General features: G+C 63.5%; 21 protein-coding genes. 3 read left to right on the top strand and 18 right to left on the bottom strand.

The annotated features are described in order from the left end of the window. Positions 1–38: 38 nt before the first annotated feature. Positions 39–1,010, bottom strand: a complete 972-nt coding sequence (locus tag NKI39_RS04245; protein WP_352473408.1) for an ABC transporter substrate-binding protein — start codon at positions 1,008–1,010, stop codon at positions 39–41. A gap of 469 nt (positions 1,011–1,479) precedes the next feature. Between NKI39_RS04245 and NKI39_RS04240 the strand changes: the two genes are divergently transcribed. Beyond that, positions 1,480–2,562: a D-alanine--D-alanine ligase family protein gene (locus NKI39_RS04240; RefSeq protein ID WP_502898543.1), complete on the top strand. Its 1,083-nt coding sequence runs from the start codon at positions 1,480–1,482 to the stop codon at positions 2,560–2,562. Between the two features lie 52 nt (positions 2,563–2,614). Here NKI39_RS04240 and NKI39_RS04235 read toward each other — a convergent pair whose 3' ends face one another. The 5 genes from NKI39_RS04235 to NKI39_RS04215 all read right to left on the bottom strand — a co-directional run bounded on the left by NKI39_RS04235 (position 2,615) and on the right by NKI39_RS04215 (position 7,913). After that, positions 2,615–3,400: an SDR family oxidoreductase gene (locus NKI39_RS04235; protein ID WP_352830792.1), complete on the bottom strand. Its 786-nt coding sequence runs from the start codon at positions 3,398–3,400 to the stop codon at positions 2,615–2,617. An 8-nt stretch (positions 3,401–3,408) separates the two neighbouring features. Beyond that, a complete protein-coding gene (locus tag NKI39_RS04230) occupies positions 3,409–4,173 on the bottom strand; it encodes an SDR family oxidoreductase (protein ID WP_352502025.1) in 765 nt (254 codons plus the stop codon). Positions 4,174–4,298: 125 nt separating this feature from the next. Continuing rightward, entirely contained in the window at positions 4,299–5,807 is a 1,509-nt protein-coding gene (locus NKI39_RS04225; RefSeq protein WP_352502024.1) for a sugar ABC transporter ATP-binding protein, read from the bottom strand. A gap of 33 nt (positions 5,808–5,840) precedes the next feature. Beyond that, on the bottom strand, positions 5,841–6,779 hold the full coding sequence (locus NKI39_RS04220) for a sugar ABC transporter substrate-binding protein (RefSeq protein ID WP_023674026.1): 939 nt from the start codon (positions 6,777–6,779) through the stop codon (positions 5,841–5,843). 150 nt (positions 6,780–6,929) lie between these two features. After that, positions 6,930–7,913, bottom strand: coding sequence for an ABC transporter permease (locus NKI39_RS04215; RefSeq protein WP_502895673.1), 984 nt, complete (start codon positions 7,911–7,913; stop codon positions 6,930–6,932). A gap of 308 nt (positions 7,914–8,221) precedes the next feature. Between NKI39_RS04215 and NKI39_RS04210 the strand changes: the two genes are divergently transcribed. Beyond that, positions 8,222–9,184, top strand: a complete 963-nt coding sequence (locus NKI39_RS04210) for a sugar-binding transcriptional regulator (RefSeq protein WP_352473400.1) — start codon at positions 8,222–8,224, stop codon at positions 9,182–9,184. On the opposite strand, the gene NKI39_RS04205 is transcribed toward NKI39_RS04210, so the two are convergent. The 7 genes from NKI39_RS04205 to NKI39_RS04175 form a co-directional block, all read right to left on the bottom strand. Beyond that, positions 9,181–10,674 carry a xylulokinase gene (locus NKI39_RS04205; RefSeq protein ID WP_352830790.1) on the bottom strand — a complete coding sequence of 498 codons (1,494 nt, stop codon included), beginning with the start codon at positions 10,672–10,674 and terminating at the stop codon, positions 9,181–9,183. The genes NKI39_RS04210 and NKI39_RS04205 overlap by 4 nt on opposite strands. 20 nt (positions 10,675–10,694) lie before the next feature. Beyond that, the gene (locus NKI39_RS04200; protein WP_352502020.1) at positions 10,695–12,017 is read right to left on the bottom strand and encodes an NAD(P)H-dependent oxidoreductase; all 1,323 of its coding nucleotides are present in this window, start codon (positions 12,015–12,017) and stop codon (positions 10,695–10,697) included. A gap of 203 nt (positions 12,018–12,220) precedes the next feature. Next, positions 12,221–13,327, bottom strand: coding sequence for a mandelate racemase/muconate lactonizing enzyme family protein (locus NKI39_RS04195; protein ID WP_352830788.1), 1,107 nt, complete (start codon positions 13,325–13,327; stop codon positions 12,221–12,223). A 50-nt stretch (positions 13,328–13,377) separates the two neighbouring features. Then, positions 13,378–14,103 carry a GntR family transcriptional regulator gene (locus tag NKI39_RS04190; RefSeq protein WP_352830786.1) on the bottom strand — a complete coding sequence of 242 codons (726 nt, stop codon included), beginning with the start codon at positions 14,101–14,103 and terminating at the stop codon, positions 13,378–13,380. Positions 14,104–14,397: 294 nt separating this feature from the next. Then, complete coding sequence (locus NKI39_RS04185; RefSeq protein WP_352466107.1) at positions 14,398–15,552, bottom strand: efflux RND transporter periplasmic adaptor subunit; 1,155 nt, start codon at positions 15,550–15,552, stop codon at positions 14,398–14,400. A gap of 16 nt (positions 15,553–15,568) precedes the next feature. Next, positions 15,569–18,748 (bottom strand): efflux RND transporter permease subunit, encoded by a 3,180-nt coding sequence (locus NKI39_RS04180; protein ID WP_352830784.1) that lies wholly within the window; start codon positions 18,746–18,748, stop codon positions 15,569–15,571. Further along, positions 18,742–19,014, bottom strand: a complete 273-nt coding sequence (locus NKI39_RS04175; RefSeq protein ID WP_031211028.1) for a hypothetical protein — start codon at positions 19,012–19,014, stop codon at positions 18,742–18,744. Before NKI39_RS04175 ends, NKI39_RS04180 begins: the two co-directional genes overlap by 7 nt. Before the next feature lie 253 nt (positions 19,015–19,267). Between NKI39_RS04175 and NKI39_RS04170 the strand changes: the two genes are divergently transcribed. After that, the gene (locus NKI39_RS04170) at positions 19,268–19,849 is read left to right on the top strand and encodes a TetR/AcrR family transcriptional regulator (RefSeq protein ID WP_031211029.1); all 582 of its coding nucleotides are present in this window, start codon (positions 19,268–19,270) and stop codon (positions 19,847–19,849) included. A gap of 548 nt (positions 19,850–20,397) precedes the next feature. On the opposite strand, the gene NKI39_RS04165 is transcribed toward NKI39_RS04170, so the two are convergent. The 5 genes from NKI39_RS04165 to NKI39_RS04145 form a co-directional block, all read right to left on the bottom strand. Beyond that, complete coding sequence (locus tag NKI39_RS04165) at positions 20,398–21,420, bottom strand: LacI family DNA-binding transcriptional regulator (protein ID WP_352830782.1); 1,023 nt, start codon at positions 21,418–21,420, stop codon at positions 20,398–20,400. Between the two features lie 59 nt (positions 21,421–21,479). Next, positions 21,480–22,274 carry an ATP-binding cassette domain-containing protein gene (locus NKI39_RS04160; RefSeq protein WP_352473390.1) on the bottom strand — a complete coding sequence of 265 codons (795 nt, stop codon included), beginning with the start codon at positions 22,272–22,274 and terminating at the stop codon, positions 21,480–21,482. Between the two features lie 3 nt (positions 22,275–22,277). Next, positions 22,278–23,264, bottom strand: a complete 987-nt coding sequence (locus NKI39_RS04155) for an ABC transporter permease (protein ID WP_023674041.1) — start codon at positions 23,262–23,264, stop codon at positions 22,278–22,280. Between the two features lie 106 nt (positions 23,265–23,370). Beyond that, positions 23,371–24,303 carry a substrate-binding domain-containing protein gene (locus NKI39_RS04150; RefSeq protein WP_352473388.1) on the bottom strand — a complete coding sequence of 311 codons (933 nt, stop codon included), beginning with the start codon at positions 24,301–24,303 and terminating at the stop codon, positions 23,371–23,373. Between the two features lie 250 nt (positions 24,304–24,553). After that, positions 24,554–25,348, bottom strand: coding sequence for an SDR family oxidoreductase (locus NKI39_RS04145; RefSeq protein WP_352830780.1), 795 nt, complete (start codon positions 25,346–25,348; stop codon positions 24,554–24,556). Between the last annotated feature and the right edge of the window lie 27 nt (positions 25,349–25,375).

The raw sequence follows: 25,375 nt of genomic DNA, 5'->3' as shown, positions 1-25,375 counted from the left end.
CCCTGAATGGCCGGGTCGTCGCGTTTCCAGTCAGACGGTCACTCGGCCCAGGCTTTCCAGTCGGCTTCGTGGGCGGCGATCCAGGCGGCGGCGACGTCTTCCGGCGTCTTGCCTTCGAGATCGATCTCGCCGCTCATCTTGTTGAGCTCGTCGGTATCGACCGTGTAGTTTTTCGCGACCTTGTAGGCGACCGGCCATTTGTCCTTCATGCCGGCCCAGGAATATTTCCAGATCTCGCCATGCGGCTTGCCGCAGTCATATTTCGCGTCGGGGTTCACACCCCATTTCGGGTCGGTGTAGCACTCGGTCGTATAGTCGGGGAATTCGACCCATTCGCCCTTGTATTTGGCTGGCGCCCAATGCGGCGAATAGATCCACAGCATGATCGGCGCCTTGCGCTGATAGGCCGAGTCCAGTTCGGCGAACATCGCCGCGTCGGTGCCGGCATGGATGACGGTGAAGGGCAGTTTCAGCGCCTCGACGCGTTCGTCGTCAAAACCTTCCCATGTCACGGGTCCGCCGAGATAACGCCCCTTCGGCGCGGTTTCGGCCGTCGAGAAGGCCTCGGCGCATTTCGGGTCTTTCAGCGCTTCCCAGTTCGGCAGGCCGGGGCATTTCTCTTTCATATATTCGGGAAACCACCATTCTTCCTTGGCCTTTGGTCCGAGCTTGCCGAGGCGTTCGGTCTGGCCCGTCGCGTCCGAGGCCTTCATCGCCTCGCCGGCCGTCGTGTCCCAGAATTCCAGGCCGACATCGATGTCGCCATTGGTCAGGCCGGTGGTCAGGCTGGAGAGATAGTCGGCGGTCGGATACTCGACGGTATAGCCGAGCTTTTCGAGGATGCCGCCGAGGATCTTGGCGTTCAGATTGACGCTGGTCCAATCGAACAGCGCGATCTTGATCGGGTCGTTGGATTCCGGCGCCGCCGCATAGGCCGAAGATGTCAGTGCGGCTGCGGCAAGTGTTAAGGCTCCCATTGAGAAATTCGAAATCATGCTCCGAAGTGACATGCTTGTTCTCCTGTCAAGCTCTGGTGGAAATTATCGTTAGTTCCCTTCTTGCGTCTTTTTTTGATTGTGTTGGAAAAGCTGCTCGTTGCGCAAGGCCGTAGGCGCCACAATGCTGCCGAAGCGGATGCCGGCGCAAAACGGGGGTGGTGCCCAAATTGGTGAAGATGTGGCGGGACCGGCCGCGTCATGACTGCCGAAGGATTGCTGCCAAAGCAGTCATCCACGGATCGATCGCCGGTCTTGAGGGGCAAACCATCAAAGTCCCATGATCTCGGCTGTTGGCTCCGCAACTCGCCCAGAGCCACTTTCATGAGATGAAATTATATATACCAACGGTCATGTCGCGCAACGAATAACGCCGGTGCCAATTTCACGGCCCGTCTTTTTACATGGACCCGCAGATCGGTTCGAAAAAAGCCAAGGTTGCCGATCATCCCGTATGCGAGCCGCAAGATAGGGTACCGATACAATGCAGCAGACCTCTTCCTTGAACAGACTGCGCATCGCCGTGCTCTTTGGCGGACGTTCCGCCGAGCATGACGTTTCGGTGCTTTCAGCAACCAATGTCATGCGTGCGCTGCTGCCCGCCAAATACGATGCCGTCCCAATCTTCGTCACGCGCGAAGGACAGTGGCTGCTGAGCAGCTTCCAGGATGGTACGCTCGCAAAGCCTGCGGGCGGTTTGGAAGTTTGCCTGGTTCCGGGCGGGCACGGACGGATGATGGCGATCCCGGCCGACGGCACGCCCTATGACCTGCCGAAGATCGACATCCTGTTTCCCGTACTGCACGGCCCTCATGGCGAAGACGGCTCGGTACAGGGGGTGGCCGAGGTGGCTCGGGTGCCGCTCGCCGGCTGCGGCATCCTGGGTTCGGCAACCGCGCTGGACAAGGACATCGCCAAACGGCTCCTGGAAGCGGCGGGGCTGCCAATCGCGCGCTCAGTGACGATCCATGAAGGTGCGGCGCCCGCCCTCGCCACACTGGAAGGCGAGCTCGGCCTGCCGTTCTTCATCAAACCGGCGCGTCAGGGATCGTCTGTCGGCGTCGGAAAAGTCCATGCCGGCCAGGAATTCGATGGAGCGCTTGCTGAAGCCTTCCGGCACGATTGCAAGCTGTTGGCTGAGGAATTCATTCGTGGGCGCGAGATCGAATATAGCGTGTTGGAGGACCCGGCAGGCAACCTGTTCGTCTCGCGGCCAGGCGAGATCGTGCCGGCCGAAAGCCACGATTTCTATAGCTACGATGCCAAATACATCGACGAGAACGGCGCGGCGCTAAGAGTGCCGGCCGATCTGCCGCCGGAGGTCGAGGCAGGCATGCGGGACGTGGCCGCAAGGGCTTTCAGAGCCGTCGGCTGTGACGGGATGGCCCGCATCGACTTCTTTCTGACGCCGGACATGCAGTTCCTGGTCAATGAAATCAACACCATCCCCGGCTTCACCGACATCAGCATGTATTCCAAGGCAATGGCGGCAAGCGGCGTCAGCTATTCCGAAATCATCGACCGGCTCGTGGAACATGGATTGGCTCGGGCGGGCCGAGCAGCCTGAACGCAGCGAAGCGGCATTCATATCCGGTCGATGGTACGTCGGCCCGCGCCGCTCACGACATGATCAGGCCGCCATCGACATTGATGGTCTGGCCGGTGATGTAGGCCGCATCGTCGCTGGCGAGAAAGCTGACCAGGCCGGAGACGTCCTCGCCGCTGCCGGCGCGGCCCATCGGGATGTTCTTCACCCATTCGGCCATCAGCTCGCCGGGCTTGTAGTCGCCCATCAACTTGCCCCATGCGGCATCGTTATAGGCCCACATATCGGTGTCGATGATGCCGGGGCAGATCGCGTTGAGGGTGATCTTCTCCTTCGCCACTTCCTTGGCGAGGCTCTGGGTGACGCCGACGACGCCGAATTTCGAGGCCGCATAATGCGGCGTGTAGATAAAGCCCTGCCGCGCCTGGCCGGATGCGGTGTTGATCAGCCGGCCGCCATCGCCATGCTTGCGGATGCGCGCGATCGCCTCCTGGCAGCACAGGAACACGCCCTTGGTGTTGACAGCCATCACCTTGTCCCATTCGGCCTCGGTCATCGCCTCGATCCTGGCGATGGTGATGACACCGGCATTCTGCACGGAGATATCGACGCGGCCGAACTCCTGCTCGGCCAGGTCATAGAGGGCGACGACTTCGTCTTTCTTCGTCACATCCATGCGCAGCGATGCGACCCTGGCGCCCGCAGCCTTGAGATCGGCGGCGACCTCTTCGACGCGCGCGTCGATGGCGCTGACGACGACCGCGGCACCTTCCGCCGCGAAGCGCCTGGCCATTGCCGCGCCGATGCCGCCGCTGGCGCCGGTGATGACCGCCGTTTTTCCCTGGAATCGCTTCTGCATCTTTTCTCCTACCAGCAGACGAAGCCGCCATCGACGATCAGGTCGATGCCGGTGACGAAACTCGAGGCGCGGCTGGCCAGGAACACGGTCGGGCCGACCATCTCTTCCGGCGCCGCCATGCGGCCCATCGGCGTGTCGCGCTCAAAGATCCTGACCTGGTCGGCGACCTCCGGCCGCTTGTTCATCGGCGTCAGCGTGTAGCCGGGGCTGACGACATTGACGCGCAGGCCGCGATCGGCCCATTCCATGGCGAGGCTCTTCGACATGTGGATCACCGCGGCCTTCGACGAATTGTAATGCGCCTGGGTCAGACCGCGATTGACGATCGAGCCCGACATCGACGCGATGTTGATGATCGAGCCCTTGCGTCGCGTCAGCATGGCGCGGGCCTCGGCCTGGCAGGACAGGAACACGCCGCTGACGTTGACGTCATAGAGCTTCTGCCATTTCTCCAGCGACAGCGTCTCAGCCGGCTCAGCTCCGGCGACGCCGGCATTGTTGACGGCGATGGTCAACGCGCCGAGTTCCATCTCCGTACGCTCGATCGCGGCCGCGAGATCGGCCTCTGAAGTCACCGTGCCGTTCAGCACAAGCGCCTTGCCGCCGAGTGCCGTGATCCGGTGCGCGGTCTCCTCCAGCCCGCCTTTCGAGGCGTGGCCGAAGCAGGCTATGTCGGCGCCGGCCTCGGCCAGCCCAATGGCGATTGCCTGCCCGATGCCGCTGCCGGCGCCTGTCACAAGTGCCACGTCACCATGAAGGTCGAATAATTTCATCGTCGGTCCCTCTGCTCCAACCGCCGTCCTCCGGAAATAAAGGGGCGCCAACTCTGTTGCTGGCGCCCCGCGCGGTCTGGTGCCCGGGAGGATACCACCTGCTGCGCTTTGTTTCGATGGGCGTCCTAGCTCGTGGCGAGTTCCATCACGGCGATATTGCTTGCTTCGCTGCGGTCGAGAATGCCGCGTTGCCGGCCGCGGCTCAGCACCAGCACGCGATGTGACAGGCCGAGCACTTCCTCGAGGTCGGAGCTCACCACCACCACGGCCATGCCGGAGCGGGCAAGGTCGGCGATGACATCATAGATCGCGGCGCGTGCACCGACGTCGATGCCGCGCGTCGGCTCGTCCAGGATGAACACCTTGGGCGGGCGCGACACCCATTTGGCGATGATCACCTTCTGCTGGTTGCCGCCTGAAAGCTTGCTGACCGCCTGGTTCGGCCGGCCCTTGACGCCAAGCCGGCGAATGCCGGCCTCGGCGAATTTCTGCACTGCCTTCGGAAACACCCAGCCATTCGGCGCCACATGGTCGAAATTGCCGATCGCCAGGTTCTCGCCGATCGTCTGGTCGAGCACCACGCCCTGCGCCTTGCGGTCTTCCGGTACCAGGACGACGCCGGCCTTGATCGCCGCCGCCGGGCCATTGAGATGCACCGGCTTGCCGGCGACGCGCACCGATCCCGATGAGATCGGATCGGCACCGGCGATCGCCCTCACCAGCTCCGTGCGTCCGGCGCCGATCAGCCCGGCAATGCCGAGGATTTCGCCGGCCCGCACTGAAAAGCTGACATTTTGAAAGCTGCGTTCCGGCGAGGACAGGTTCTCGACCTCGAGCAGCGTGTCGTTGCCCGGCGCCGATATCGTAGGGAACATCCGCTCGACACTGCGGCCGACCATTTGTTCGACGACGGTGCGCACCGGAATGTCGGCGCGCTCGTGCCGGGCGACGATGCGCCCGTCGCGCATCACCACCACGCGATCGGCGATCTGGGCGATCTCGTCCAGCCGGTGGCTGATATAGATGAAGGACATGCCTTCCGCCTTGAGCTTGCGGATCTGCTGGAACAGGAGCTCCGTTTCCTCGCCGCCAAGGGCCGCCGTCGGTTCGTCGAAGATCAGCAGCTCGGCATTGAGCGTCAGCGCCTTGGCGATCTCGACCTGCTGCTGGGCGGCGATACGCAGCGTGCGCACCTTGCGCTCGGGCGAGACATCGAGGCCGAGGCGCTTCAACTGGGCCGATGCCCGTGCGTTCATTGCCGCGCGGTCGATGCGGCCGCCACGCATCGGCAGGCGCCCGACATAGACGTTTTCGGCGACCGACAGATCGGGCAAGAGCTTCAGCTCCTGGTGGATCATGCCGATGCCGGCGTCGATCGCCGCGGCAGGATTGGCGGGGGAATAAGGGTTCCCCCGCCAGGTGATGGTGCCGGCATCGGGTTTGGTCGACCCGGCGATGATGTTCGAGACGGTGGACTTGCCGGCGCCGTTTTCGCCAAGCAGCGCCACGACCTCGCCCGGCCGCACCTCGAAGCTCGCATCGGCCAGGACCTGCACCGGCCCGTAGCTTTTGCAGAGGCCGCTGACGACGAGCCCGTTATGGGGGCTGTGCGTGTGGCGAGGATCGGTGGACATCGTTGCGCTCGTCGACTGCCGGACTGGTCTCAATCAGGGATGCTTGGCGATGAACTGCTCGACATTGTCCTTGGTGGTCAGCGTCGCATCCTGCAGCTGTTCGGCGGGAATGGTCTCGCCGGCCACCAGCTTGATTGCTGCGTCGACGGCGAGCCGGCCCATGCCCTGGGTTTGCTGCGTCGCGGTCACGTCGAAGACGCCGTCCTTCAGTGCCTTGAGCGCCGCCACATCGCCGTCGAAGCCGGCAACCCAGACCTTATGGCCGGGATTGGCGACCTTGACCGCCTGCGCCGCACCGAGCGCCAGCGCATCGGCCTGGCCGATGACGATCGACACGTCGGGGTGCGACTGCAACAGATCCTGCGTCAGCTTGAAACCTTCGTCCTGGTGCCAGCCTTCGCTCCACAATTCTCCGACAACCTTGATGTCGGGATAGCCTTTCAGCGCTTCGCCGCAGCCCTTCGAGCGGTCGACTTCGGGCGTCGTGCCCTTCTGGCCGTGGATGATGATCAGCTCGCCCTTGCCGCCGGCCTGCTTGGCGATGTAGTCGCAAACCGCCTTGGCCGATGCCACGCTGTTGGTTGCGATGAAGGTATCGCCGGGCGCGCCATCGGCGTTGCGGTCGACATTGACGACCGGGATGCCGGCAGCCTTGGCGGTCTTGGTCGGCACGGTGGCGGCGGTGGCGCCGGCCGGAATATAGATCAGCGCATCGATGTTCTGCGTGATCAGGTCCTGCACCTGGCTGACCTGAGTCGCCGAATCGCCCTTGGCGTCGACGGTAACGACCTCGATGCCCTTTTCCTTGCCGTAGGCTTCGACGGACTGCTTGATCTGGTTGAAGAAGTCGGCCTGCAGATTGGCGACGGCGAGCCCGAGCTTTTTGGCCTCCTTGGCCGAGGCCATGTCGGACAGGCCAAGCAGCGGGATGACGGCCGCGGCGGCAAGCAGCAATGAACGTTTGGTCAGCATGTTTATTCCTCCGTTGATGTTCAATCTGTCCTGCCCGCGCATCGCGGCGCCCCTTGGCCGAACAACTCCCAGTTTCGGATCACCGATCCGTTTTCGCCCGAATATCGGGGCGAATCTCATTGAGCCCAATTCTTCATTGTGCCCCATTCTTCATTGTGCTCGGCGCCGCCACGTGTCGGTGGCCACCGCCAGCGCGATCACCACGCCGATAACCACTTGCTGGATGAAGGGCGAGACACCGAGCAGGTTCAGCCCGTTGCGCAGCACGCCGATGATGAGGACGCCGATGGCTGTGCCGCCGATCGAACCGACGCCGCCCGACAGGCTGGCGCCGCCGATCACCACCGCCGCGATGGTGTCGAGTTCGTAGCCAAGGCCGGAGCTCGGCTGGACGGAATCGAGCCGGGCGGCAAGCACGATGCCGGCGAGACCGGCCAGCACGGCGCAGATCGCATAGACCCAGTTTGTCAGCGACTTGACCGGTATGCCGGACAGCCGGGCGACTTCGGCGCTGCCGCCGATTGCGTACAGGCTACGGCCGGTAGCGCGATAATTCAGGAAGATCGCGAAAATGACGGCAAGCACGATCATCAGCCCGACGGTGACCGAGAGGAAGCCGAAATGGCGGATTATCGACAGGCTGGTGAACCAGTCGGGAAAGCCGACGATCTGCGAGCCGTCGGTGATCATGTTGGCGAGGCCGCGCGCCACCGACATCATCGCCAACGTGGCGATGAAGGGCGGTAGCTTGGTGACCGTCACCAGCAGGCCCGAAACCAGGCCGCAAAGACCGGCGACGACGAGGGCCGCGGCGATGCCGGCGGGCAGGCCGAGATTGAGATAGTCCGGATGGGCGACGAAGCCCATCACCATGGAAGCCAGCGCCAGCACCGAGCCGACGGACAGGTCGATGCCGCCGATCAGGATGACCAGCGTCATGCCGATCGCCATGATGCCGAGCACGGTGACCTGGTCGAGCACGTTGAGGATGTTGCGGATGGTCAGGAACGTGTCGGTAGTCAGCGAGAGCGCCAGGCACAGCAGAGCCAGCCCGATCAGCGGACCCATGGTTCCGGCAAAGACAGCCGAAAACCTTGCGCCCGCCGTAGCCTGCGCGCCAGAGCCTGCCTTCAACTCGCCTGCCTTCAAATTGCTTGCGTCGTTGCTCACAGCCACTTTGTCTCCTCCACAGCAATCCGGCGCTGCATCACCGGGCCACTTTGTTCACCAGGCCCCTCCCTGTGAACAATTTATCTTTAACATGCAATTTTGTTCAGCTAAACTGTTCGTCGGAAAATTGTCAAGGCCTGCCGCTTCATTCGACGACGGGTTTGCGCTGTCCGCCGGTTTGCCTTACGCAAGGTCTCCGAAATCTTGGGCATTTCGAAGTCGCCGGATTGGAATATCATGAGCAGAGCCGGCGGCTGCGGCAAGGCAAACAGATGACGATCGTAGAGAACGAAAGAGCCCCGCGCTTCCCCGACGCCGAACTCAAGGCCCGCGCCGCCTGGCACTATTATGTCGAGGGTCTTACACAGGAGCGGATTTCCGAAATTCTCGGCGTCGGCCGCATCAAGGTGCATCGCATTCTCTCCGCCGCCCGCGAAGAGGGTGTCGTCCAGTTTCGCATCCGCGACAGCGTCGTCGAATGCGTGATTTTGGAGGAAAGCCTCAAGCAGCGGTTCGGGCTCAGCCAGGCTGTTGTGGTGCCGTCGGCGGCCGACCGAAGCAACGCGCCGCTGATGATCGGCCACGCCGCCGCCGCCTACCTGGCCGACCATGTGAATGCCGGCGATGTCATCGCACTGGGCTGGGGGCGGACACTGAAATTCGCCATCAATGAATTGCCGCGGCGGCCCATCGCCAGGACGACGGTGGTTTCGATGCTTGGCGGCCTCACCCATGCCCAGCCGCTTAACCCGACAGAAAGCGCCTGGGATTTCGCCGAAAAGATCGGTGCGGAGTGCTTCCTGCTGCCGGTGCCGGTCTATGCCGACAGGCCGGAGCAGCGCGACGCTTTCATGAGCCAGCGCAGCGTTCAGGACGTCGTCTTCCGTGCACGCCGGGCAAACATCGCCGTGCTCAGCGTCGGCTCGTTTTCCAACGACAGCCCGATCGCCAATTACGGCTTCATCAAGCCAAGCGAACTCGAGGAACTGCAGGCGGCCGGTGCCGTCGGCGATATTCTGTGTCATTTCATCGACGCCGAGGGCCGCCCGGTCGACCACGAGGTCAACCGCCGCGTCTGCGCCTATCCGCTGCAGGATCTGTCGGATATCCCGAGCATCATCCTGGTGTCGGGAGGCAGCGAAAAGGTAGCGGTAATGCGGGCTGCGCTCGCCAACACCAAGGTATCGGTTCTGATCACCGACGAAGACGCGGCCAAGGGCCTGCTCAACCGCTAGATTTCGCCGAGAGCGCTGAGGCGGGTGTGGATGTCGCGCGTCGCCTGATAAAGGTCGCGGTAGATTTCCTTGCGGCGGCGATAGGCGGCGACAAGCCCGTCGACCGGATCGACATGCCTGGTGGGAGCGGCAGCCATTGCCTGCGCGGCGGCTTCCGGCGAGGCAAACCAGCCGACAGCCGCTGCCGCCAGCATGGCAGCGCCGAGTGCGGCGGCTTCGTTGACCGGCGAAACCGAGAGCGGCCGCTCGAGCACGCTTGCCATGATCTGCATGAGCAGCGCGCAATTGGTGCCGCCGCCGGCGGCAATCATCGCCGCCGGTCCGCCGGCCTGGGCTTCCATGGCCTCGGTGGCGACGGCCTGCTCGAAGGCGATGCCTTCCAGGACAGCGCGGAAGAGATGCTCCGGCCGGTGATCGAGCGACAGGCCGACAATGGCGCCGCGCGCCGCACCGTCCCAATACGGGCTCATGACGCCGGCCCAATAGGGCATGATGAGCAGGCCCTCGCTGCCCGCGGCAACATCCAGCGCCACTTTCTCCAGCGCTGCCGCCGAGGGCGAACCGGTGGTTCGCACGATCCAGTCGACCAGCTGCATGCCCGAGCGCAGCACGGTCTCCAGCATGAAACCGGAGCCGGTCGGCGAAACCAGCGTGCGAAACGCGTCCGAGGTTTTCACCTTGCCGGAATAGCAGCCGCTGACCACGCCGGAGCCGAGCGAGAGATAGCTCTTGCCCTCGCCGTAGACGCCCATGCCGAGGCCCATCGCCTGGCCGTCCCCAGCGCCGGCAACGACCGGCGTGCCGGCCCTCAGGCCGGTCAGCTGCGCTATGCTTGCGGAAAGACTGCCGCAGACCACGCCTGGCGCGACCAGCTCGGGCAATTGCTCCATCTGCAGTCCGGCGGCCGCAACGAGGCGGGGATGCCAGGTACCTTTCTCGACGTCGAGCAGCCCGAGCGGATCCGCACTTGCGGTGCTGGTGACCAATCGCCCGGTCAGCCGCTGGACGAAGAAACCGTGCACGTCGACCAGTGCCGCTGCCTGGCGAAGCACTTGCGGCTGGTGCTCGGCAAGCCAGGCAATGGCGTAGAGCGCCGGCGTCGGGTCCGGCGGCTTGCCGCTCCAGTCGCGGATCGCCTCGCGGCCGAGTTCGGCCGAAAGCCTGATAACCTGCGGCCGGGCGCGTTCGTCGAGCCACAGGATCGCCGGCATGAGTGCTTTGCCGGCGCTGTCCACCAGCGTGAAGGTCTCTCGCTGGTGAGCGATGCAGATCGCCGCCACCCGCGTAGTGCCGACCGCCTCGGTGACCTGCTTCAATGCGCCAAGCAGCGCCGTCCACCATTGTTCGGCCTCCTGCTCGAAATGGCCGGGCTTCGGATTTGAAAGCGGATAGGTCTCGCGCGCCTGGAACAGCTCCTCGCCGGCGCGGGTGAAGGCAATCGCCTTCACGGCCGTGGTCGAGGCGTCGATCCCGATTACGACATCGTCCATCAAGCGGAGATCCGGCGGGGTCAGGCTGCGTTTGTAACGAACCGTCCGTCCGACTGGTCGAGACGGCGGCGGATCTGGGTTATCACCATCGAATCGTCGGGTACACAATTTTCATAGGTCAGGAAGTCGCCGGTCTTGAGCGGCTTGACCACCTTGGCGCGTTCGGCAAGGCCGAGCGGCAGGGCGCCACGGGCGCGCGCATCCCCCCAGGTCATGGCGAAGCCGCGATAGTCGTTCTCGCCGATCATGCCGAGCGACTGGCCAACGCCAAGATCGCTCTTGGCGACCGCGACCGCCTCGGCCACAGGATGGTCGAGCGGCTCCATGTCGGCCCGCTTGTAGACCACGGCGCGCGCCGCCGACAGCGGCACTTCCAGGCTGGTCAGATGATAGGGCCGGAAGATCGTGAAATAGGGGCCCTTGCCGACCTTGAGGTCGATCATGCGCTCCAGCACACGCGGGTGCCGGGTCTCGATGATGCAGAACACGCCGGGCGCCACACCCTTGCCGATCGAGTAATCGACAACGCCCTTGCGGTGCAGCACGCCGCCATCCTCGCGCGGGCAAAGCACGCTTGCGAGCTCCTCCAGCGTCGCGGTCGGGCCGTGCATTCCTGGCACATCGGGCACCAGGCCGGTCGCATTGGCGATCGCCACCATCTCGATCGCCGTCTTCGAGCCGTCGACGAATTCGACCAGCATGCGCGCATTCATGTTGCGCTCGGCCGCCTCCTTCTCGTAGTCGGCCGGCATGGCGTCGATCTTCAGCGGATTGTTCTTGCCCTTGCCGGCGGCGATGATGTTGAAGCCGAGGCTCTTGGCAAAGCCGATGATCTCCAGCGTGCAGGCCGGCTCGTCGCCGGCCGCACCGGTATATACGACGCCGGCCTTACGCGCTTCGTCCTTGAGGAAGCGGCCGATGGTGATGTCGGCCTCGACATTGAGCATGACGATGTGCTTGCCGTTCTTCATCACTTCCAGCGCGAACAGCGTGCCGATATTGGGATTGCCCGTCGCGTCGATGATGACGTCGATCCGGCCGGCCGCCGCCAGCGCATGCAAATCTTCGGTCACCGCGATCTTGCCGGCCTCGATGGCGCGGTCGATCGCGGCCGCATTGCCGGCCTGGACGATGTCGGAACGGTTATGGCCAGCGAGCAGCGCCGCGTCGATCGCTGCCTGCGGCCTGACTTCGGAAATGGCGCCGATCCGCATGCCCGGCATCAGCGCGACCTGGACGACGATGTCGGTGCCCATCTGTCCGGCGCCGGCAAGCCCGATGGTGATCGGCCCCTGCTGTTCAGCGCGCTGCAGAAGTTCCGCTGCAAATTGCGGATGGGACATGTCGCTTCCTCCAGTTCCTGACGCGCCGCAGCGTCCAAATCAACGTTTTGAACATTTCTATTTGCAAATGAAAAATATTTCAACCGGCAATTGGGCATTGTCGCTCTGCAATCGGCCGAAGACGATTGGATGAGCGGTCAATCCGCACGGCAGTCAGAAGGACGCGGCATATTCAGCTTGATTGGGTGCAGCCTTGTTGCAGCTCAGCTGCCGATTTCGAAGAAGGGCGCACCGAGCAGGCCGGGAACGACATCGATGCCGAGGCCCGGCCCATCCGGAATGCCCATACGGCTTCCCGAAACCGGCGGCATGTTGGATGCGGTGCGCACCGTCACCCATTCGTGAAAGGCGATGGCGTGCAGCCGGCGTTCCTCCGGCGTCGACAGCGACAGATGCGCCATGGCCGATGTGTCGATCTCGGCGCCGCCAGTGTCCTCGACCGTGATCATGAAGCCGAGGTCGACGGCAAGGTCGCGGATCTGGCGCGTTTTGGTGACGCCACCGAGGCGTGAGATCTTCAGCGTCAGCCCGTCGGCCGCGCCCTTGCGATGGATATCGAGCATATCATCAAGCGAGGCGACGGATTCATCGAGCACCATCGGCTTGTCGAGCGAGCGGCGCACCGACAGGCATTCGTCGATCGTCGTGCAGGGCTGCTCGAACGTGTAGTCGATGGTGCGCGTCGCATCCACGAACTGGCGCGCCTGGTAAGACGTCCAACCGGCATTGGCGTCGCAGAAGATGACGGTGCCCTTCGGCACGGCGGCGGCGACGGCTGTGACGCGTTCGATGTCGTCATGGACGTTGCCGCCGACCTTGACTTGCAGCCGATGAAAGCCGTTCTTGACGATGTGCTTGGCGAGCGCGGCCATCGCGTCGACCGTGCCGTGGGTGACGACCTTGTAGAGTTCGGCCGTCTCGCTTTCGCGCCCGCCAAGCAGGGTGACCAGCGGCACGTCGACGGCGCGCGCCGCGAGATCCGAGCATGCCATGTCGAGCGCCGACTTGATGTAGGGATGGCCCTTGAACACGGTGTCCATCAGCCTGTTGATACTGGCTAGCCCGCGTGGGTCATGGCCAATGAGATGCGGCGCGATCTCGACGACACCGGCGCGAGTACCCGCAGCGAAGGCAGGCGAATAGAAATTGCCAAGCGGCGCCATCTCGCCCCAGCCGGTGAGCCCGCTATCGGCGATGACGGCGACGATCACCGCGTCGAACGCATCGGCGACACGCCCCTTGGACATGCGGTAAGGCCCGTCCACGAAGGGCTGCACGACATGGTAGGCCTTGATGGTTTTGATCTGCACGTTTTCTGTCCGTTGTCTGTGTTCCGGGATGTCCGTCAAATTTGTCGGGCTCAGCCGCCTTTAGGTCGGCCGGCACGATCGGCGCCGGCGCCCTTTGAGCCGCGCTGTTCCAGCCCGCGCGCATAGGCGAGCAGTTCCTCGAAATCCAAATCGATATGCTCCTTGGCATGGCGCTGGGCGGCGGGCATGTCGGTGCCCTTGAGCAGCCGCACATAGGTCTCGTGAGCATCTTCGGCAGGCACCGGCTCGTTGCGCGCCCGCTGGTGCAGCGCGAAATACATCTGCAGCCGGCTGGTCAGCCGTTGCCACGTTTCAAGCAGCACCGAATTGTCGGCCCATTCGTGGATCAGGCCATGCAGTTGCAGCGCCGTTTCGATCTGCCGCGTCGTGTCCAGGTCGCGCGTCGCCTGCTTCACCGCCGCATGGCGCCGGTCAAGCTCGTCGAAGAAGCGCTGGTCGCGAAGCGGCCAGGTCCGCGCGATGGCGAACTCGTCGAGCACCTTGTTGAGCGAATAGGCGTCGTCGATGTCCTTGGCGGTGACGTCGATGACAAAGGTTCCGGCGTAGGGAATGCTGGTCAGGATGCCTTCCTGCACCAACTCGCGCATCGCCTCGCGCAGCGGCGCGCGGCTCACCCGCATCTGCTCGGAAATCCTGAGTTCGTTGAGCTTCTGTCCAGGTTCCAGCTGGCCGGTCAGGATCGCCCGCCGGAGCAGCCCCACGATCTCGGCCCTGCGTGTCGTATCCGCGATCGGACTGAAATCCAGCTTTGCCATTCGGCTGCTCCAGGAACCGAAACCAAGACAAGCAGATTGTCGACAATCTAACAAGAGGCGGGTTGTGGATTTCTTGACTTCCGCTTGGCCGGCTGGCTTGCGGCGCCGGCAAGGCCGTCAGGCCGCACGGCCGCAAAAACCGAACCGTTCTTCATCGCTGAACATCACGCCGGCTTCTCGAAGCCGGCGTGATGTAGCGCTTTCCCAAGGAATTGCGTAAAACGAAACATAGCAAAAACGGCGCCCTTGGCGTGGGAGCCGAGGACGCCGCGGAACCGGACCTGATGGGGGTTATCAGGTGGCCGGTTTCTCGGGCAGCGGCGAGACCGGCATTCCCGGGCCGATCTTCTGCAGATTGCCGGTAATCACCCGGTCGCCTTCGGCCACACCGCTCAAGATGGCGACCTGATCGCCATTGGTCGGTCCGAGCGAAACGATACGCTGGTCGACCGTGTTGTCCTTGCCGACGACATAGAGGTATTTGCCGAGCTGGCCTGAGCCGAGTGCCGTCTGCGGTACCATCAGCGCATCGGGCTGCTCTTTGACGTGCAGCCGGACGCGGACATATTGGCCGGGCAGCAGCGTGAACTTGCCGTTGCCGATCGTCGCCCGTGCCGTGATCGTGCCGGTCGAGCGATCGATCGTGTTGTCTATGAAGGTAAGATCGCCCTTCTGGCGCGGTTCCGTTTCACCGGGAAGCAGGACGTCGACACTGATCGGTCCCGCGGCCCGGGCTTCCTCGATCTGGGTCAGGTCCGTTTCGCTCGGATTGAAGGTGACGTAGATCGGATCGAGCTGCACCAGCGAATTGAGCACGGTGCCGGCAACGCTGACCAGCGTTCCAACGGAAGCCTGGCTGCGTCCGATGCGTCCCGCGAACGGGGCTCGGATTTCGGTATAGCTCAAATTGAGCTCGGCGGTCCGCAAGGCGGCCTGGTTCACGGCGAGCGAGGCCTGAGCCTCACGCAAGGTGCTGGTGCGCTGGTCGAACACGTCCTTGGCGAGATAGCCGCTCTTGGCGAGTTCGCTGCCGCGCCCGAGATTGGAGCGCGCATAGTCGAGCGTCGCCGTGTCGCGCTGGATAAGCGCCTTCGCCTGCTCGAGGGCAGCCTGAAAATCCTCCGGCGCGATCTTGTAGAGAAGGTCGCCCTTCGCCACGTCGCTGCCGTCGGTGGCAACCTGCTCCTGCAGATAACCCGGCACGCGCGCCTGCAGCGTGATGCTGCGGATCGGCTCCACCCGGGCGGCGTAGTCAAGATAGATCGGGATCGTCTTCTTGACGACGCTCACCACCGGCACCGGCATGACAAAGGCTTCCGGCTTGGGTGTTGCCGCCCCGGCTGTGCCCGCGTTGAGGCTGAGGCTGCCCATGTCGAGCAGGTGAACGCTCGCCACCGAAATCGCCCCAAGGGCGACGGCCGTTCCCAGCGCAATTTTCCATTTACGCATGATCAATTCTCCAGTCCTATTCGGCCGCTTCGGCCAATGGCTCGAAGGCGGGTTCGGCAGTTGGTTGTTCGGTCGCTTCGGAAACCGGTTCGCTCTCGCTGCGGCGCTCGCGCAGCTGCTCGATCACCGCATAGAAGACCGGCACGAACACCAGCGACAGGATCGTCGCCGCGACCATGCCGCCAAAGACGGTGGTGCCGATCGACTGCCGGCTTGCGGCACCTGCACCTGTAGCGAACATCAGCGGCAGCACGCCGAGGATGAAGGCGAAGGCGGTCATCAGGATCGGTCGCAGCCGAAGCCGCGCCGCTTCCATCGCGGCGTCGACGATGCTGAGGCCTTCTTCGCGCCGGCGCCGGGCAAACTCGACGATCAGAATCGCGTTCTTGGCCGCCAGTCCGATCAGCATGACGAAGCCGATCTGCGAATAGACGTCGATCTGCATGCCACGCAGCCACAGCACGACGAACGCACCGAACAATGCGAGCGGCACCGCCAGCAGCACCATGAACGGCATCGCCCAGCTCTCATATTGCGCGGCGAGGATCAGGAAGACGAAGACGATCGCGAGACCAAAGACGACGGATGCGATCGATCCCGCCTTGAGCTCCTGATAGGTGATGCCGGTCCATTCGTAGCCGAAATCTCTCGGCAACGCCGTGGCAGCGGCACGTTCCATCGCCGCCACCGCCTGGCCGGACGAAAAGCCGGGCGCGGCGCCGCCATTGATCAGGGCCGACGCATTGTTGTTGTAATGCGGCACGGTCTCGGGGCCGACGATCGGCACAAGCTTGCCCAGCGTGCTCAGCGGCACCATCCCACCCGAGGCATTGCGGACATAGAGCCGCGAAATGTCGGCCGGACCGGCGCGAGAGTCCTTGTCGGCCTGGATCGTCACCCGGAAGGTGCGGCCGAACAGGTTGAAATCGTTCACATAGAGCGAGCCGAGATAGATCTGCAGCGTATTGAACACGTCCGGCAGGTTGAGCCCGAGCAGCTTCGCCTTGGCGCGATCGAGATCGTAGTTGAACTGCGGCGTCGAGGTCGAGAACGACGAGAACAATTGCTGCGGGTTGAGCTCGGGCTGCTTGCGCGCCTCGGCAATCACCGCTTGCGTCGCATCGTTGAGCGCCACGCTGCCGCGGCCGGTCAGGTCCTCGACCTGGAACTCGAAGCCACCGGTGGTGCCGATGCCCGGGATCGACGGCGGGTCGAAACTCAGCGCAAAAGCCTCCGGAATTTGCAGCAGCTTGTTGCGCACATCGGCGACGAGCTTCGAGGCGCTCTGGTCGGGGCCGCGTTCGTCCCATGGCTTCAGGATGGCGAATTCGACCGCCGAGTTCGACTGCGCGGCGCTGGTCAGGAAGTTCAAGCCGCTGATCGAGCCGACGATGTCGACGCCGGGCGTGTTCTGCAGGATGTCGCGTGCCTTTTGCGCCACCGCGTCGGTGCGTTCCAGCGAGGCCCCGTCGGGGAGCTGGATGACGGCGAAGAAATAGCCCTGGTCCTCGACCGGAAGGAAGGTCGAGGGCAGGCGCTGCCAGACGAAATAGGTCGCGACAAGTCCGGCTGCGAACACGCCAAGCATGATCCAGCGCAGGCGGATGAGAATGCGTACGCCATTCGCATAGGCATGCGCCAGCCGTTCGAAGCCCATGTTGAACCAGCGGAACAGCACGAACTGTGTTTCCGGCCGGTGGCGCAGGAAGGCGGCGCTGAGCGACGGAGTAAGCGTCAGCGAGACGAAGGCCGAAATGCCGAAGGAGATCGCCACAGTCAGGGCGAACTGGTTGTAGAGCCGGCCGGACACGCCGGGAATGAAGGCAACCGGCACGAACACAGCCATCAGCACGGCGGTCGTGGCGATGATCGGGCCGGTAACCTCTGCCATCGCCGTACGCGTGGCAGCCAGCGGTTTGAGGCCGGCCTCAAGTTGGCGTTCGACATTCTCGACGACGACGATGGCGTCGTCGACGACGAGGCCGATCGCCAGCACCATGCCGAGCAGGCTGAGCATGTTCAGTGAGAAGCCAAGCATATGCATGACGGCCAGCGTCGCCACCAGCGACACCGGAATTGCGATCGTCGGGATGATCGTGGTGCGCCAGCTTTGCAGGAAGATGAACACCACGGCGACGACCAGGACCAGCGCTTCGCCGAGCGTGATCAGCACGTCGTGCATTGAGGCCGAAACGAAACGTGTCGTATCGTAATGCATGGCGTAGCTGACGCCCTTCGGGAAACGGGCCGACAGCTCCTGCATCTTGTCCTTGACACGTTGCTGCAGATCGAGCGCGTTGGAGCCCGGCATCTGGTAGACCGCGAGCACCACCGTCGGGTCCTTGCCGAAGAAGGCCGACGACGAATATTGCAGCGCACCGAGCTCGATGCGCGCAACGTCGCGCAGCCTGACCAGCGAGCCGTTGGCGGTATTGGCCCGCACGACGATGTCGCCGAACTCCTTGGGATCGCTCAGCCTGCCGACGGCGTTGACCTGCATCTCGAAGGCGGTGCCGGCGGGAGCCGGTGATTGCCCGATCTTGCCGGCCGCCACCTGGACGTTCTGCTCGGCGACGGCGTTCTGCACGTCGACGGCAGTAATGCCGAGATTGGCGAGCTTGTCGGGGTCGAGCCAGATGCGCATCGAATAGCGCCGCTCGCCGAAGATCTGCACGTCGCCGACGCCGGGCAGGCGCTTCAGCGGATCGACCACCTGCAGATAGGCGAGATTGCTCAGCGCGACCGGGTTGACGGAACCGTCCGGCGAGGTGAGGTCGACGATCAGGACGAAGTTCGGGTTCTGCTTCTTGATCGTCACGCCGCCCTGGTTGACGATGGCCGGCAACGAGGAAGCCGCCTGCGAAACGCGGTTCTGGACGTCGACGGCCGCCGTGCTCAGATCGTAGCCGACGTCGAAGGTGATGGTGATCGTCGAGGAGCCGTCATTGGAGCTCGACGACGACATATAGGTCATCCCCTGGACGCCGTTGATCTGCTGTTCGAGCGGCGTCGTCACCGTGTCGGCGACGACCTGCGCGCTGGCGCCCGGGTAATGGGCGCTGACCACGACCTGGGGCGGCGTGATGTCGGGAAACTGCGAGACGGGCAGGAGGAAATAACAGATCGCTCCGGCGAGCACCATGATGATGGCGATCGCCGACGCAAAGATCGGACGATGAATGAAGAAGTTTACCATGAGATGCAAGCCTCGCCCGATGCTCTGGCCCGGCCAAACGCCCTGGCTACCCTGGACAGCCGCCGGCTGCGTGTTGAGCCGGAATCTTCGAGAAAGCCGAAATCTTCAAGGCGGCGCGGCGCATTGCGGCGCTCGGCCTGCTCATCCGCCAGCGCACGCAGCATCGCCTCGAAAGACCGCGGGTCGACGCGGTCGGCCTTCATCAGCATGCGGATCATCGGATCCCTCACGACTTCATCGATCGTCAGATCATTGCGCTGCGACATCGAAGCGGCTCCTGGTTTTTGGTGATTCGCGGCAAGCCGCGGATCGGGTGTTTTCTTGCTCGCCGGCCGAGGCCGTAAGGTGCGGTTCGTCCCCTTGCCGATCGGGGCGCGGCTGGTGGCCGGCACTTGCGAGTTTGACATGATGCAATGCGGGTGTTACAGGTAAGTAACATCTCTAACGTTACAGACCGGTAACACCCTAGTCAAGAGGTGCACCGAGGGAATTTCGGGAAACGCAATCACGGAGGTTTTGATGACAGACGGTGTTGTGGAGCGTGTTCGCCCCCGGGACAGGATCCTGGAGACGGCACGGGACATGTTTCACAAGCATGGCATTCGCGGCGTCGGCATCGACGCCATTACCGAGGCCGCCGGCACCAACAAGATGACGCTCTACCGACATTTCGAGTCCAAGGACGACCTGATCATCGAATGTCTGCGGGCGACCGCTTGCAGCGCCAACGCGATGTGGGAAAAGTTCGAGGCCGAGAATCCGGGCGACAAGCTGGCGCAGCTGCACGCCTGGGTCCGGATGGCGGCCGATTGCCTGATGTCGGATCGTCGCGGTTGCGACATGGCCAACGCCGCCATCGAGCTGAGCGAGGCCGATCATCCGGCAAGGCAAGTGATCAAGGAACTCAAGGAAGCGCAGCGCGAGCGGCTGGTCTCGCTGTGTCGCGATGCCGGCATCGGACAGGCCGAGCTTCTTGCGGACACGCTGTCGCTGTTGCTCGAGGGCGCCCGCGTCAGCCTGCAAAGCGTCGGCGCCGAGGGCCCGAGCGCGCAGTTCGTCCGCATGGCGGAAGGCCTGATCACGTCTTTCAGGGCCAGATAGTCTCGCAAGCGGCGAAACGATACGTGGCGTTTCGATTGCGGGCCGCGCCGCCGGGTGATGTCTCGTCCCATCGCGATGTGCCATCTCGCGTCTCCTGTGCCGATCCTCCGCACCATGGCCGGCGCGGCGTTGATTGCTGGTCGTGAGGCAGGATAGGGCCGCCGGCGAACCGGTGAGAGTGACAACTGTGACAGGATTCTGCCCGACAAGCCGCGGCGGTCGCAGCGAAGCTCATCGATCCGCGGATCAGCAAACGTGTCCGGTGCTGTCCTGACCGCAAGCATTGGCCGCTATCCCGGAGCTGGAACAAAAAAAGCCCGCTGCCGGGAGGAGGTGGCAGCGGGCTCGATTTCGAATACGGCACGGGAGGAGGTGTACCGCACTCAGCGTCGGCATCGCATCTGGGAGGAGTAGATGGCCGACACCTGCGAAACTATCGATTGCCCAATGATTCGGCAACCACAAAAGTTGCATAGGTGATGTGCAGATTTGCGGTATCAACCGAATTTTAACGATCGAGGCCCGAGCGACCATCGCCTCGCGCGACATCACTGCACCGGGACATTTTCCTTGAAGATCAGGCGCGGCTCGATGAATTTCCGCGTCAGATAGGGCGCCGACGAGGCGATCGAGCCGAGCAGGCGAATGACCGACTGTTCGGCGATCAGCCGCGCATTCTGGTCGATGACGACGTCGAGCAGATCGTCGACGAGATAGCCGCGCGTCTCGCGCGTCAGATCATGGCAGATGAACACCGGCTTCGTCTGCGGCCTGACTTCGAGCAATGCTTTTGCCACGCCCGAGCGCCCGGCGCCGATACAATAGATGCCGAGCAGCTCCGGCTCGTTGTGCAGCGCCTTCATGGTCGCGGTATAACTGACCTCCGGCTCGTCGTTGATCTCCACGGCGCTGGTGACGGTTAGGTTGGGGAACTCCTCGCCGAGCACGGAGCGAAAGCCCATCTCGCGTTCCTCGTGGCCGCGGTAGGAGCGTGCACCGATGACCATCGCCAGATGGCCCTGGCGGCCGCCGAGGAACCGTCCCATCAGCAGCGCCGCGGTGCGGCCGGCCACCCGGTTGTCGATGCCGACATAGGCCGAGCGGGGCGCGCCAGGAACATCGGACACCAGTGTGACCAGGCGGATGCCGGCCTCGACGATCTCGCGCAAGATGTTGCGCGTTCTCGGATGATCGATGGCGATGACGCCGACGCCGTTCGCCTTGAGCGAGAGGTTTTCGACGGCCGCCTGCAAGGCGCTCGGCGAGATGCCGGCGAGCTTGTGGATGCGGCAGGAGGCGACCAGCGGCAGGCGCGCCGCATAATCCTCGATGTGCCTGGCCAGATCGGCCATGAAGGCATTGCTGCCGATCGGCAGGAAGAATTCGAGATGCGCCGGCCGCGATGGCAACGCGACCTGGTCGACGACCGGCAGATAGCCGAGCTGCTTGGCCGCCTCCATCACGCGCTGCCGGTTGGCGGCACTGGCCCCCGGCCGGTTGTTGAGCACGCGGTCGACCGTCGCGGTCGACAGGCCGCAGCTCCTGGCAATATCCGAAACGGTGGCTTTCATGTCGCAACCATGTGGCGATGCGATCCAGTGCCTCGACGATCAGCCCGACCCCCGGCTGCTCAGCCGGGCCGTTGCGTGCCCTCGACCAGCGCGTCATGGATCTCCTTGTCCGACATGCCGGTGATGACACGTTCGACTTCGGCGACGCTGGTCTTCTTCGGGTCAATATCGTCGGCGACCACCTTACCGCGGCGCATGACGACGATGCGGTCGACCACCTGGAAGACATGATGGATGTTGTGGGCGATGAAGATGCAGGAATGGCCGGAATCGCGGGCGCTGCGCACGAAGCTCAGCACGCCTTGCGTTTCGGCGACGCCGAGATTGTTGGTCGGCTCGTCGAGGATGATGAGGTCGCTGTCGAAATGCATGGCGCGCGCAATCGCCACCGCCTGCCGCTCGCCACCGGAGAGCGAGCCGATCGGCGTCGTCGGCGGGATGTTCTTCGAGATGCCGACCTGCTTGAGCAGGTCGCGGGCAACCACGTTCATTGCCTCCTGGTCCATCCGATTGAGGAAGCGCGGCGGCTTGATCGGCTCGCGCCCGAGAAACAGGTTGCGGGCGATCGACAGCTGCGTCACCAGCGCCGAGTCCTGGTAGATCGTCTCGATGCCATGCGCGATGGCGTCGCTGGTAGTGCGCAAATTCACCTTCTTGCCGCGGATGAAGATATCGCCGCTGGTCAGCGGGACCGCGCCCGACAGCACTTTGATCAGCGTCGACTTGCCGGCGCCGTTGTCGCCGAGCAGGCCGACGATCTCCCTTTCGTTGACATGGAAATTGGCATCAACCAGCGCCTGCACGCGGCCATAGGACTTGCGGATATTTTCCATGCGGACAAGCGGTTCGGCCATGGATCAAGTCCCTGCCTGATGCCGGCGTTCCAGCCATGAATGGAGCGCCATCATGCCGAGGATGATGGCGCCGATGAAAATATTATAGGCAAGGCCCGGCACACCGATCAGCACGATGCCGTTGCGCATCACGCGCAGGATCAGGATACCGAGCACCGTGCCGATGATTGTGCCGCGCCCGCCTGTCAGCGCCGTGCCGCCGATCACCACCATGGCGATGACTTCGAGCTCGTAGCCGGTGCCGCTGTTGGGGTTGGCCGCAGAGGTACGCAGCGAGGAGATGACGCCGGCAAGCGAGGCCAGGATCGACGACAGGATGAACAGGCCGATCTTGACGCCGCTGACATTGACGCCGCGCGCCCTTGCAGCACTCGGGTTGCCGCCGGCTGCCTGGATCCAGTTGCCTGTCCGGCTCTGCGTCAGCACGTAACCGAGCGCGATTGCGGCGGCGATGAACCAGAACAGCGACATGTAGATACGGAACGGCCCGATGAAGAAATCGCCGACCAGCGCTTCCGCCAGCCAGCTGCCCTCGGCGCTCCAGGTCCGCTGCGGAAACCCGTTGGTGACGAACAAAGCGGTGCCGCGCACCACCAGCAGCATGCCCAGCGTCACCAGGAAGGACGGGATCTTGAGCTGCGTCACGAACCAGCCATTGACCAGTCCAATGAACGCAGCGACCACCAGCGCAATGACGAAGGCGGCTTCCAGCGAGGCGACGCCGCTGTTAAACAACGTCCACATCAGGACCGGCGAGAAACCGAACACCGAGCCGACCGAGAGATCGAATTCGCCTGATGTCATCAACAGCGTCATCGCCAGCGCGATCAGCCCGAGCTCGACCGTAAAGGCCAGCGTGTTCGAGATGTTTTGCGGCGACAGGAAGTCGTGGTTGATGCCCCAGAACACGGCGATCTCGACGACGAGCAGCACAAACGGCCCGAACTCGGGCCGCGCGATCGAGCGTTGGATAAGAGAACGATTTTCCACCTTGGACCCGCGATAGGATTGGATTTGCCGCGACCGCAACCGGCTTCGGCGGAATGATGAGACAGTCACGGCCGCCGAAGCGGCCGTGACCAACTCGATCGCGGATTTATTTACCGGACAGGATCTTGTCGTAGACTGCCGCGGTGTCCTTCTCATAGAGCGCGCCGGTGATCACGTCGAAGCCGGGCGGAATACCGCTCGCCGCCATGTTGGCGAGCGAGAGCGCGACGTAGCTGGTCGCCTGCGGATCCTGCCACTGCGCGGCATTGACGTAGCCGTTCAGCACTTCCTGGGTGGTGTCGAGCGAGTTGCCCCAGCCGACGACCGGAATTTCGCCCGGCTTGACGCCGACCTGGTCGAACACCCGCTTGATCGAACCGGTGACAAGGTCGCCGAGGCCGATAACCGCCTTGACCTTGGCCCTGTTGGCGGTGAGGTAATCGACCATGCGGTTGATCACTTCGGCCTGGTCGAGCGTCGCTTCGGTGATTTCATAGGTGATGCCGAGCGGCTCGAACACGCTCTTGATGCCTTCCTCTTCCTGGACGCCATAGGTGGCGCCGGGAATCTCGACCGGCATCCAGACGAAGTCGCCCTTCTTCACAAGGCCCTTGTCGACCAGATACTGCGCCCAATGTTTGCCGAAGGTGACGTTGTCGCCGCCGACATAGGCGTTGAAGTCCGCCTTCGGGTCGGGCGTGTTGAAGTTGATGATCGGGATGTTCGCCGCCCGCGCTTCCTTGGCGATCTCCACAAGGCTGCCCGGATCAGGGCTGGTCGTGGTGATGCCGTCGGCCTTGGCGGAAATCGCGGCGCGAACAGCCTCCTGCTGCGACGCCACGTCGCCATTGTGGAACGACGTGTTGACGGTGTTGCCGGTGTCCGCCGCCCATTGCTTGGCGCCGGCAAGGAAGTAGGTCCAGACCGGATCGGCCGGGCCGCCATGCGAAATCCAGTAGAACGTCTTGGCCTGTGCCGCGGCCGGAATGGCCAGGGCCACCACCAAGCCAAGTACAAGCAGTCTTAGCCTCGTCAGCATTTGATTTCCTCCCATTTGAACCGAACTCCTCCTCCGACGACGATCGCGGCCAAAAACCGTGCGCGGCCAAAGCCGTGATCGCATTTGCCAGCGTCGACCTGGGCGCATTAGAGCATTCCCTTTTTCGATCGATGGCAAGCCTCGATTGCCAATGGACGTTGGCGCAAGGCACCGCGCCATCAGCAATCCCATCAGATTGCATCAGTTTGGCTGATATTTTCCAGGCGGGCGACGATCGGCCTTGCGACCGTCATGCAATGCTGCGCGGCGGCGCGCCGAGCACGGATTGCTCTAGGTCGATAAGCGTCCCGGTCATCAGCCCGGAGGCGTCGCTGAGCAGGAACAGCGTTAGCTGGGCGACTTCGTCCATGGTCAGCAATCGACCAAGCGGCAGGCCGGCGGCGGCAATCTTTGCCCAGTTTTCGCCCTTGCCCAGCGTGCGCGCCTGCATCTCTTGTTCGGCCGGCGTCGCTACCCAGCCCATGTTGATGCCGTTGACGCGGATGCGATCGGAAAGATGCGCGTTGGCAATGTTTCTGGTCAGCGTCGAAAGCGCGCCCTTGGTTGCGGAATAGATGGCAAGGTCCGGCGCACCGCAATGCGCATTCACCGACAGTATGTTGACGATGGCCCCCGCCGCCCGCCGTGTCTTCATGTCGGCTACGGCCGCCTGCATGAGGAAGAACGGCGCGCGCGCATTGACGGAAAATAACCTGTCCCAGTCGTCGATTGTGCCAGTTTCCAGCGAGGCCCGGTCGGTGAGGGCCGCGGCGTTCACCAGACAATCGATGCGGCCGAGTCTTTTGATCGCTTCCGCCATGACAGCTGCAGGCGCGGCCGGATCTGCAAGATCGGCCTGGATGAAGACGACGGGCCGGCTTGGTCGTGAAAGCTCTTCGGCGATGCGTCTGCCACGCTCGGCATTGCGGCCGACAATGGCGATCCCTTCGCCGCCGTCGGCTGAGGCCAGCCGGGCGATGGTCTCGCCAAGCCCTTGCGTTCCGCCGGTAACGACAAGGGTCTTGCCCTCAAGAGCGACGATCAATGGACTCTCCCGAATGCCGACGAGCAG

Origin of the sequence: Mesorhizobium sp. M0664 (genome assembly GCF_040320565.1) — a bacterium.
Lineage (GTDB): Bacteria > Pseudomonadota > Alphaproteobacteria > Rhizobiales > Rhizobiaceae > Mesorhizobium.
Note: the sequence above shows the minus strand (reverse complement) of the source record. Positions and strands in the feature narration are given on the sequence as shown.

Excerpts from the sequence above, each read along its gene's own strand:
- NKI39_RS04245 (WP_352473408.1), bottom strand. The coding sequence starts at position 1,010 with ATGTCACTTCGGAGCATGATTTCGAATTTCTCAATGGGAGCCTTAACA.
- NKI39_RS04240 (WP_502898543.1), top strand. The coding sequence starts at position 1,480 with ATGCAGCAGACCTCTTCCTTGAACAGACTGCGCATCGCCGTGCTCTTT.
- NKI39_RS04235 (WP_352830792.1), bottom strand. The coding sequence starts at position 3,400 with ATGCAGAAGCGATTCCAGGGAAAAACGGCGGTCATCACCGGCGCCAGC.
- NKI39_RS04230 (WP_352502025.1), bottom strand. The coding sequence starts at position 4,173 with ATGAAATTATTCGACCTTCATGGTGACGTGGCACTTGTGACAGGCGCC.
- NKI39_RS04225 (WP_352502024.1), bottom strand. The coding sequence starts at position 5,807 with ATGTCCACCGATCCTCGCCACACGCACAGCCCCCATAACGGGCTCGTC.
- NKI39_RS04220 (WP_023674026.1), bottom strand. The coding sequence starts at position 6,779 with ATGCTGACCAAACGTTCATTGCTGCTTGCCGCCGCGGCCGTCATCCCG.
- NKI39_RS04210 (WP_352473400.1), top strand. The coding sequence starts at position 8,222 with ATGACGATCGTAGAGAACGAAAGAGCCCCGCGCTTCCCCGACGCCGAA.
- NKI39_RS04205 (WP_352830790.1), bottom strand. The coding sequence starts at position 10,674 with ATGGACGATGTCGTAATCGGGATCGACGCCTCGACCACGGCCGTGAAG.
- NKI39_RS04200 (WP_352502020.1), bottom strand. The coding sequence starts at position 12,017 with ATGTCCCATCCGCAATTTGCAGCGGAACTTCTGCAGCGCGCTGAACAG.
- NKI39_RS04190 (WP_352830786.1), bottom strand. The coding sequence starts at position 14,103 with ATGGCAAAGCTGGATTTCAGTCCGATCGCGGATACGACACGCAGGGCC.
- NKI39_RS04185 (WP_352466107.1), bottom strand. The coding sequence starts at position 15,552 with ATGCGTAAATGGAAAATTGCGCTGGGAACGGCCGTCGCCCTTGGGGCG.
- NKI39_RS04180 (WP_352830784.1), bottom strand. The coding sequence starts at position 18,748 with ATGGTAAACTTCTTCATTCATCGTCCGATCTTTGCGTCGGCGATCGCC.
- NKI39_RS04175 (WP_031211028.1), bottom strand. The coding sequence starts at position 19,014 with ATGTCGCAGCGCAATGATCTGACGATCGATGAAGTCGTGAGGGATCCG.
- NKI39_RS04170 (WP_031211029.1), top strand. The coding sequence starts at position 19,268 with ATGACAGACGGTGTTGTGGAGCGTGTTCGCCCCCGGGACAGGATCCTG.
- NKI39_RS04165 (WP_352830782.1), bottom strand. The coding sequence starts at position 21,420 with ATGAAAGCCACCGTTTCGGATATTGCCAGGAGCTGCGGCCTGTCGACC.
- NKI39_RS04160 (WP_352473390.1), bottom strand. The coding sequence starts at position 22,274 with ATGGCCGAACCGCTTGTCCGCATGGAAAATATCCGCAAGTCCTATGGC.
- NKI39_RS04150 (WP_352473388.1), bottom strand. The coding sequence starts at position 24,303 with ATGCTGACGAGGCTAAGACTGCTTGTACTTGGCTTGGTGGTGGCCCTG.